The 8,522-nt window shown below is 31.9% G+C and carries 11 protein-coding genes; all 11 read right to left on the bottom strand.

Translation table 11 applies throughout. The features are described 5' to 3' along the window. Positions 1-33: 33 nt before the first annotated feature. Positions 34-351, bottom strand: coding sequence for a hypothetical protein (locus MR593_RS08030; protein WP_290691707.1), 318 nt, complete (start codon positions 349-351; stop codon positions 34-36). Between the two features lie 8 nt (positions 352-359). Beyond that, positions 360-1,661, bottom strand: a complete 1,302-nt coding sequence (locus tag MR593_RS08035; RefSeq protein WP_290691709.1) for a hypothetical protein — start codon at positions 1,659-1,661, stop codon at positions 360-362. Positions 1,662-1,710: 49 nt separating this feature from the next. After that, on the bottom strand, positions 1,711-3,570 hold the full coding sequence (locus tag MR593_RS08040; protein WP_290691711.1) for a portal protein: 1,860 nt from the start codon (positions 3,568-3,570) through the stop codon (positions 1,711-1,713). A gap of 106 nt (positions 3,571-3,676) precedes the next feature. Continuing rightward, entirely contained in the window at positions 3,677-3,997 is a 321-nt protein-coding gene (locus MR593_RS08045; RefSeq protein WP_290691713.1) for a hypothetical protein, read from the bottom strand. Between the two features lie 16 nt (positions 3,998-4,013). After that, positions 4,014-5,390 (bottom strand): phage terminase large subunit, encoded by a 1,377-nt coding sequence (locus tag MR593_RS08050; protein WP_290691715.1) that lies wholly within the window; start codon positions 5,388-5,390, stop codon positions 4,014-4,016. 4 nt (positions 5,391-5,394) lie between these two features. Next, positions 5,395-5,859 (bottom strand): hypothetical protein, encoded by a 465-nt coding sequence (locus MR593_RS08055; protein ID WP_290691717.1) that lies wholly within the window; start codon positions 5,857-5,859, stop codon positions 5,395-5,397. 10 nt (positions 5,860-5,869) lie between these two features. Further along, entirely contained in the window at positions 5,870-6,358 is a 489-nt protein-coding gene (locus MR593_RS08060) for a hypothetical protein (protein ID WP_290691718.1), read from the bottom strand. Then, positions 6,355-6,639, bottom strand: a complete 285-nt coding sequence (locus MR593_RS08065; protein ID WP_290691720.1) for a hypothetical protein — start codon at positions 6,637-6,639, stop codon at positions 6,355-6,357. The genes MR593_RS08060 and MR593_RS08065 overlap by 4 nt, the downstream gene beginning before the upstream one ends. Positions 6,640-6,682: 43 nt before the next feature. After that, positions 6,683-7,210: a hypothetical protein gene (locus MR593_RS08070; RefSeq protein ID WP_290691722.1), complete on the bottom strand. Its 528-nt coding sequence runs from the start codon at positions 7,208-7,210 to the stop codon at positions 6,683-6,685. Position 7,211: 1 nt separating this feature from the next. Beyond that, positions 7,212-8,102, bottom strand: coding sequence for a hypothetical protein (locus MR593_RS08075; protein ID WP_290691724.1), 891 nt, complete (start codon positions 8,100-8,102; stop codon positions 7,212-7,214). Between the two features lie 117 nt (positions 8,103-8,219). Beyond that, positions 8,220-8,522: hypothetical protein (locus MR593_RS08080; protein ID WP_290691726.1), on the bottom strand; the 303-nt coding region annotated here is incomplete at its 5' end.

The raw sequence follows: 8,522 nt of genomic DNA on the forward strand, positions 1-8,522 counted from the left end.
CTTACAAAGAGAAGACTACCTGATTTGTAGTTATTATTCATCACCATCTATTCGGTGAACTTTTTTAATTTCATTAACTATTCTGCTAATAAATAGTTTATCTGTATCATCTACACCATCTTTTATATCTCTTACAAGGAAGGCTAGAGCTTTACCTATTATAGCTGTACTATTCGTAGACATTGGGATACCATTTGCCGCTAATACTGCAGTAACTATTACAGCTAATTTTTGTCCTTGTTTGAAATCTTGTTCAGTTGGTTTGAGATTTACAATTTCTTTTACTTCATCTTTTACTGGTTTTATAAATATGTTTCGTATATTTTTAATTATATTTTTATAATTAGGCATAGGTTAAATTAAATCCTTCTGCTATTTTTAACATTAAAATCTCTCATAGCTGCATTAACTAATGCAAAGTTTTCTTTCATAAATCTTTGTCTTTCTCTTGGTGGAAGAGCAGCAAGCTTAGCTAATACGTTATCTTTATTTACAGTAGATGCTTTAGAAGCTTCGACAGAAGAACTTCCGTTGATACCTTCTTTATAATCATCTAAATTATTAACTGCTTTTCTACTTACAACTTCTTTAGCTACACCTCGTTCTAATTTGAATTCTTCAGCAGGAGCTTCAGGAGCCTTTTCTTCAGCCTTTTCTTCAGACTTTGATGCTTCCTCTTCAGGTTTATTTTCATCAGCCTTCTCAGGCTCTGTAGCAGGCTCTGCTTCAACTTTTGGAGCTTCTTTTACTGGTTCTTCTTTGACAGTTTCTACTGGTGGTGTTACTGTAGGTACTTTAAATCTAGCTTGTGCTACAGATAATTCTACCTTGGCAGCTAAGTCATCTTTTAAGTCTTGAAGTCCTGAAGCTTGTAAAATTGATACAAATGTTTCTGCTGCTACTTGAGCTTGTTCATTTGAGAGTTCATATTTATTAAATAGTCTTTCAGCTTTAGTAAAGATAACATCTTGTTCTTTTGATTTGTATTGATTTGAAAGTCTCTGTGTGTTAAAGTCTAATGCTTGTTTAGCTTGTACTAATAAATTTCTTGCAATCTGAGCTTTCGCAGGGTCTTCTTTTTCAAGTTCTTGAATTGATTTATCTACAGGAATTTGATACTGTTCAAGAGTTTCTCTTAAAGCTTCATTAATACCTTTAACAACCCTATCATATTCAACTTCTACATTTTGAGCTACTTCTACAAGTTCTCTTTCTCTAGCTTCGTCTTCTTTTTCTGCTTTCAGTTCGGCTAGTTCTTTTTTAAGTTGTTCAACGTCAACTTCTTCTTCTTCTTTTACGTCTTCTTCTTCTACTACTTCTTCTTTATGTTCTTCTTCTTTGTTTTCTTCTTCTAATGCTTCTTTTTCTTCGGAAGAGTCTTTTTCTTCTTCAGATGGTTCTTCTACCTTTTCCTCTTCCTTTTCTTCTACAGGAGCTTCTGCACTTTCTTCTTGTTTTTCTCCAGCATCTTCACTGTCTTGCACCACTTCGTCAGAAACTTCCACGACTTCTGCATCGGGGTTCTCTTCCTTAACAGTTTCTTCTGTTGCTTTAGAAGCTTCATCCTTATGGTCAATAATCTCTCCAGTTTCTTCTGGTTTAATAATTTCTTGTTTGTTTTTCTTTTCTTCTTGTAATTTTTTGTTTTGTTCTTCATTCATTGTTTAGCAATCCTTTTCTTTTTTTATTATTATTATTTGCTTTAAAATTCTACTGTAACATATCATCTATTGGAATATCTGTTGGAATGTTTTCTAATCCTTGAGGTGTTTCCATTGGTGAAATATCTGGCACTTGTGGTGTAATATTTCCTACAGGCATATTACCTTGCGGAGGACTACCATTATTTGCCATATTGTTTTCCATTTCATCTTGCTCTGGAGTAGTAACAGTATTTGGTTGACCAGTTGCACTATCTATTAATTCTAGTAAATTATCAACATCAGTCAATTCGGCTTTTGCCATTAAATATCTCACAGCTGGGATAACCTGTTCTGGTTGTAAATTACTGAATATCATTTGAGCAATTGGTAAGTTCAACATTTCAAGCAGTCTTTGCAATTCACCTTCCTTATCAGCTCTAGAAGCATTTGTCGATATGCTAACTTTTAATTTAGGGTCTGCATAAATAGGGTCTAGTGGATTTTCAGCTGCTATTGCTAGTTCTCTGTTGAATGAATAGAAAGTTAAATAGAAGTTTAATAAAAATCTGTAACTAAACACATCAGTCTCAACACGCATTCTAGCGTTTGCTTTCTGATAAATAATATTAGACTCTCTTGCAGTTCTTACTGCTCCTGACCCATCGCCTGCCATATATTGATTTAACCCTAAAACATTTTTGTTCTGGTCTAGAATTAAATTCATTAATGGCAAGCCGTCAGGAGGAGATGAGGGAGGGAGAAAGAATTCTGGTTTATTTTCTAAACTATTATATTCTAATTGTCTAGTTTCTTTTACAGCATCTGCTTGTGCCCTATTGATACTACCTTTTTGATACATTACAATAGGATTAGAAGCATTATCTAAATTTTGAATAAATAAGTCTACGACTCTGTTAAGTAATGTATTTACTGGCTTTGTACAAGCAATAGGGGAAATACTTCTATGTGTATCTCTATCAACTTTATACGGAGCATAAACCAATCTACAAATAGATACAGGGTCATATTCTAATCTAGCTAATTTACTATTAACTACAGTTGCTCTTATTCCTGTAAGAACTTTATTATCTGAAGTTATGTAATCTCCGTAAAAGGTTAATACTTCAATTTTGTCTGCAGCAGTTTGGTTTTCTCCAAGGTTAGATGCTACCGTGTATGTAGTTTTATAATCAACGCTGTTTACGTCAGCATTTCTACCCACTGCATTTACAATATCCGCTTTATCTTCTTTTGTTAATAGAGGATATGCATTGGAAGTTAGTAATTCTTTAGGGCTAATCCAACTTCTAAAAATTTTTACACAACCTTTAGGGTCTTTTAAATAATCGTATGCATCTACAAATAAATCTAACGGGTCGATATATTCTAATTCTAAATCTTCATAAGAGACTATTTCTTTTACAGTTAATGAAACAACTTCTTCACCAGTCTCTGCATCTGTAAGTTTTTCTCTAACTCTGTATTCTTCTCTATTTTCTTTTAACTTTAAGAAACCAGCAGCTTCGCCTTTAAGTATCCAGTCATCTACGTATTCTCCTGAAATGTTTTCTAGGAAAGACATACTTTTTAATTGGTCTTCCATTACGCTTTTAAGTTTAGGAATTAGTAGAGTACTGTAAGCATCTTTACCTTTTATTTCTGGTAATGCAGCACTATAACCTGATAAGCAAGCTTCGATTAACGCTGCTTTATATACCTTATAAGTTTCTGCCGCTTGAGGAAATCTCTCAGTTTTAGCTTCCTCACTACCAAGGAAGATGCTTTTGTAGAGTTCATTATAAGTCGTAACCATATTAGAGAAATTATCTAGCTGTTCTTTATTAGCGACTACGAACTGTCTAATCTCATCTCTGTAAGGTGTTAAATTATAAGCCTCCACTTTTTTAGTTATAATTTCATCTACCATTTAATAACAATCCTTTTCTTTCTGTATATATTTATTATAACACATTAATTATTATTTGTCAACTATTTGTAACGTATTATTACGTATATTTCTCTTAGCTTATCCATTACCCTCCCTCAAATAGTGTCTGTACTTGTTGTTTAAGTTCCTTGTTATAATGTATACACCGCTTTAATATATTCCATTTAAGTTCTTCAACACCTCTTTCAAATGCAAACTGAGGGCAACATACACCACTTAATTTGCATATTAACTCCAACAATATACGGTCGGTAATTTGTGGGTAATCTATTTTGTATGCTTCCTGATATTGGCAATTGACACAATCCGTATAGGGCTTCTTACAACCCAGACTACAACATTGAGTATATTCTCTTTGTTTAATCTCAAAAGTATCAAAAAAGGTTTTAGTTAATTCATCGGTCATTGTTTTATTTCTCCTGCTATAATTTCTCAGCTTCACCAGCAGTAGCCCTTAAACTTTGCAAGTAGTGCATTGGATAGCTTACTGCATCTATAGGGTGGATAAGATATATCTTTGAAGGGTCTTTCTGAATATCGGTATCAGTTGGTATCTTGAGACCTCCATTTCCAAGATTATTTCTAGCTTCGTTAAAGTTATATATTAGTTTTTCACAGGAAGAGTCTACAAATAGTTTGATAGTTCCTTTAGCATTCTTAATTAGACCTCTTAACACTGCTAGTCTATCTTTAATAAATGGATTAGATTTTTGAACTAATAAGGTAACATCATATCCTGCATCTTGAAAATGAGAAAGCATTACCGAATAATCAGAGCCGTTAGTCTTTCTATCTCTACCGTGAGCATCACCCATTATCGTGAGTTTTCTAAACCCTAATTTATCTATCTCGGGTTGTATCAACTTACACATTTCTTTAGTAGTAACATTTGAATGGATAAATTCTTTTAGAATGTACCACACACCATCTTTTTCCTGCTGTAAATACCAGCACATAGGATTATAGTTAAAGTCGCAAGTTAATATTAATGACTCGTTTCTATCAGCTTTCAAATTATCTTTAATATTAGCTTCTGTAAAGTTCGGGAATGCTACAGTGTTATCTGTATCACTATCCAAACCTTCAACCATTTCTAAGATTTGTTCAGCCGAATAAAGTTCTTCTAACATTTCTACGTATTCATCACCGAGATGATGGTTTTCTCTAGTTGAAGCATTTATATATCGGTAAGAACTTTTTCTGGTTTTAGGATTTATAAAATGTTTATTAATCCAACCTCTTCTACCTTGAGGGTTAGTATGCATATATAAAGAACGGAAATAGTTTTCCCAACTGCTTCTTTTAGCTTCACGTAATCTGGTGATAAGTTTAATAAAAGTTATCTCTTCCAAAAAGGAAGCTTCTTCAAATTCTATCCAAGTAAATTCCTCAGACATGAATTGCTCCCAATCAGATAGAGTCTTAAACCTTATTACTGAACCGTTACGGATATTCATCTGGGTCTTTCTATCAGTATACCACCAGTCTATACCTTCAACCATACCCATATTAGCTAAATGTTCTTCATATTTCTTTTTAGTGGTATTATCTAACAGGTCTTGAGACTTAGCACCAACTAAGCCTCTACAACCTGCCCAAGAGAAGGCGAATAGCAAACCACGTAGTGAGCCGCAGAATGTTTTTCCGCTACCCATTCCACCTACGTAAGCTGCAATATCATTATAAGTTTTTTCTTTACCAGTTTTTGGGTCAATCTGATGTAGTAAAGCTGGGTCAAATCCAAATAAAAATTCGCCTTGTTTTGGTAATAAAGTATATTTTGTTTTTATTACTTTCATTTAATTACTCTTTATACTTTCTTAATATTTCATCAGCAATATCGTGACAAATTACTCTAAAGTTTACGTCATCTTCACGTATATGACAAGTTTCCTTAGATGTTAAATATCGAATTCGTCTCAATGCACATTCGAAATCTTTTTCTTTTGTTGGTTGCTCCAGTTCTATTTTCTCTTTGCATATATCTATAAGTTCATCTATACAATCTCGTCTTGTATGGTTCATTACATCTTCTTCAATTTCATCGTAATGGTCGTACAAAAACATTAATAGTGTTTCATAATCTTTAATATCATCGGTATCATATCCTAATCCTTCTACACCAGCCTCAAAGTCTATATTACCGTCTAAGTCCATTTTAACTTTTATTCCGACTGGTAATTCATCATTATAAAATCCGATATCTCCGTGATTTAAGTAAGGAACCTCATCTTTTTCTGTATAAAAAATAAATTCGTACCATTCCATGTATATCTCCTTATTTTACCTCATCTCTCATTGCTTGTGGGTCGAATGTGTCTATGTCTAATGTTGCAACCAAATCTCTAACTGATTTGTTATCATCAAATAAGCACATTGACTCCAGTTCTACATCCATCTCAAGATAATTATGAATGTATTTTACTATTTCATTGTATTTATCTTCTGCTGGATTATCGGTAGCGAGATGCTTAACTTCAAATATTGTATCATTACCTAATATATAACTCAACATTAATTCAGTTTCTTTTACATATTTTCTAGCAGTCAAAAATACTATAGGTGTACTAGTATTTACTAACATATATCTTAATTTTTGATTTACTTTGAATAAGCAGAAGTTATATTGTAGCCACATAAGAATATTCGATAGTGTATTATTTCTAAAAATATTCCAAGTATACTTCATTAAGTCTGTCCAGAAACCATAAATCAAAGTATCGTCTATGTCACAGAATATCATTTGATATTGGTCTAAATTTCTCATACTTTAACCTCATTATTTAATATTGTATTCAACTTATTTATTTTTTCTTTTCTTCTACTATGTAAATATTCTACAAATTGAGCTTTGTTAAAATCTTCACTTTTGATATACGCGTTTATTTCAAATCCAACACTATGGTACGGTTCGTAATCATAAACTACATAACTGTTATGTTTACTTTTCCATTCTTGAGAAAATTCACAATTATTTTCTTCGCATAGATTTTTAATATAAGGAATATCTTCTTTTTTAATATCTTTTATCTTAACTCTATATGTCATATTACTATTGTAACCTATTATTAACTATTTGTCAAGTACTTTATTAAGAATTTGTTACATATTCTTTACGTAGGCAAGCTTCAAGTAAATCCACCCTTTTACCTATCTTGCTAGCTATATATTTATAAAACTCTGAATAGTCTATATCTTCTATTGAGTTTTTATATTCATAAGACATTATTAAATCTCTAAAGAATTTTAAATTCATTAATGTTTCTATATCAAATCTTGAAGCTGCATCTTGCCATTTTGTAGGATTAAAATCAATTCCGTCAGTATTACTATCCTGAGTGAAAGATGACATAATTTCTATACCTGAAGCTAATGAGTCTGTATAATCTTTAGAGACTTGCAAGTCTTTTCTAAGAGATTTAATGACTGATTTAACATTAACATCTTTAAAATCAGGATGATTGTGTTCGTAACTTTCATATCTGTCTAAGCATTTATCACATTTTAGTAAGTGGTAAACTATAGCTTCTCTTACAGTTGTACTCATAGCTCCTGAATAAAACAATGACACAAGAGCTAAACAAGTACTACAGTTGATTTTATTTTTATATTGTCCCATATTAATTGTATCCTCTTTCGATAAATTTTCTAGTTCTTTCTTTGTAAACTTCGCTGTTGAATTTCTTTTGGTGTCGCTCGTCTTTATGCTTATAATAATTGGTTTTCTTAGCCATTTCCCACGCAGCATCGAATGATAAACAATAATACATTAGCTTAGTTATGAGTTTAGCATCGTGAGCGGATTGGTCTACCGAATTAGGTTCCGTATCAATTAATTCAATTAATGTAGGGTCTTTAAAGCCGCATCCCCTTAAAGTATACATGTCTGTTACTGCTTTTCTATTGTATAGAACAGAGTTTAAATCCTGTTCGTTATTAATTCTCTTACCTTCAAATACTTTTTGAACTTGATTAGCTAAGCTTTTCTTAGTTTTTTCTGCTTTTAAAGCTTCAACTCTATCGTAAAGGTTTTTAATAAATTTGTCGTGTATACCTACTTTTAAATCGGTATTTTCAAAATCAAACGTAGTAGTAACTATGTGACGTTTATTAGTATAACATTCAAATGATTTGCAACCTTCTAAATCCTTTACTATAAAAGTTTCAAAATTTTCCTTGGTTAATACATAAATATGTATACCTGTACCTGAAGTAGAAAATTCCCATTCATCTTTCGAAAATTCTCTTAGAAAATCTTTAGTATCTTTTTCTAAATTTCCTTTTTCGTCAATACAATCATCTAAGTCTAAACATATTAGCTTAACACCTCTAGATATTTCGCCTAACAATATTGACACCTTTACATCCTGACATGATGAGTTATATTCCTTTGCTTGTTTATAATTCATCATCGTAGCATCATATATACCTATAGTTCGATGAGGTTCGGTAGGTTTGAATAATCTCTTATTCTTAGATACTGTAAATATTTTGTATGGGTACAAGAACATATATAAGGGGGTACCTTTCTTTTTTATGCCGTAATTCCTTTTTGTGTAAGTCTAAAAATCTCGGGAAATTATTTTTAAAAGAGTAGTGTCCATTCTGTCGGACTAGTGGCGTCCGAATTAAGAAGACTTGTGCGTGTGTGTGTTATTAATCTCTTCACTCATTCCCTCAACTGTAATATCTATTTCGAATTTCACTTGCTCATTATCAATAGCTTTAATCTGTCTTATCTCTTTAAGAATTCTTGCAGCTACGTCAAACTTGCCTTCATACTGTGCTTGCTTTAATAGTTTATTATAGTAAAGCATTATAGTATTCATATCATCATCAACTAAAGTTTTGCATTCAAGATTTATAGCATCTTGTTTTATTTCTGCAAATCTAGGATGAGTTAGAATTTTTTTATATAGTATATCCATCTG

Source organism: Intestinibacter sp. (genome assembly GCF_022780145.1).
In the GTDB taxonomy this organism is placed as follows: Bacteria; Bacillota; Clostridia; order Peptostreptococcales; family Peptostreptococcaceae; genus Intestinibacter.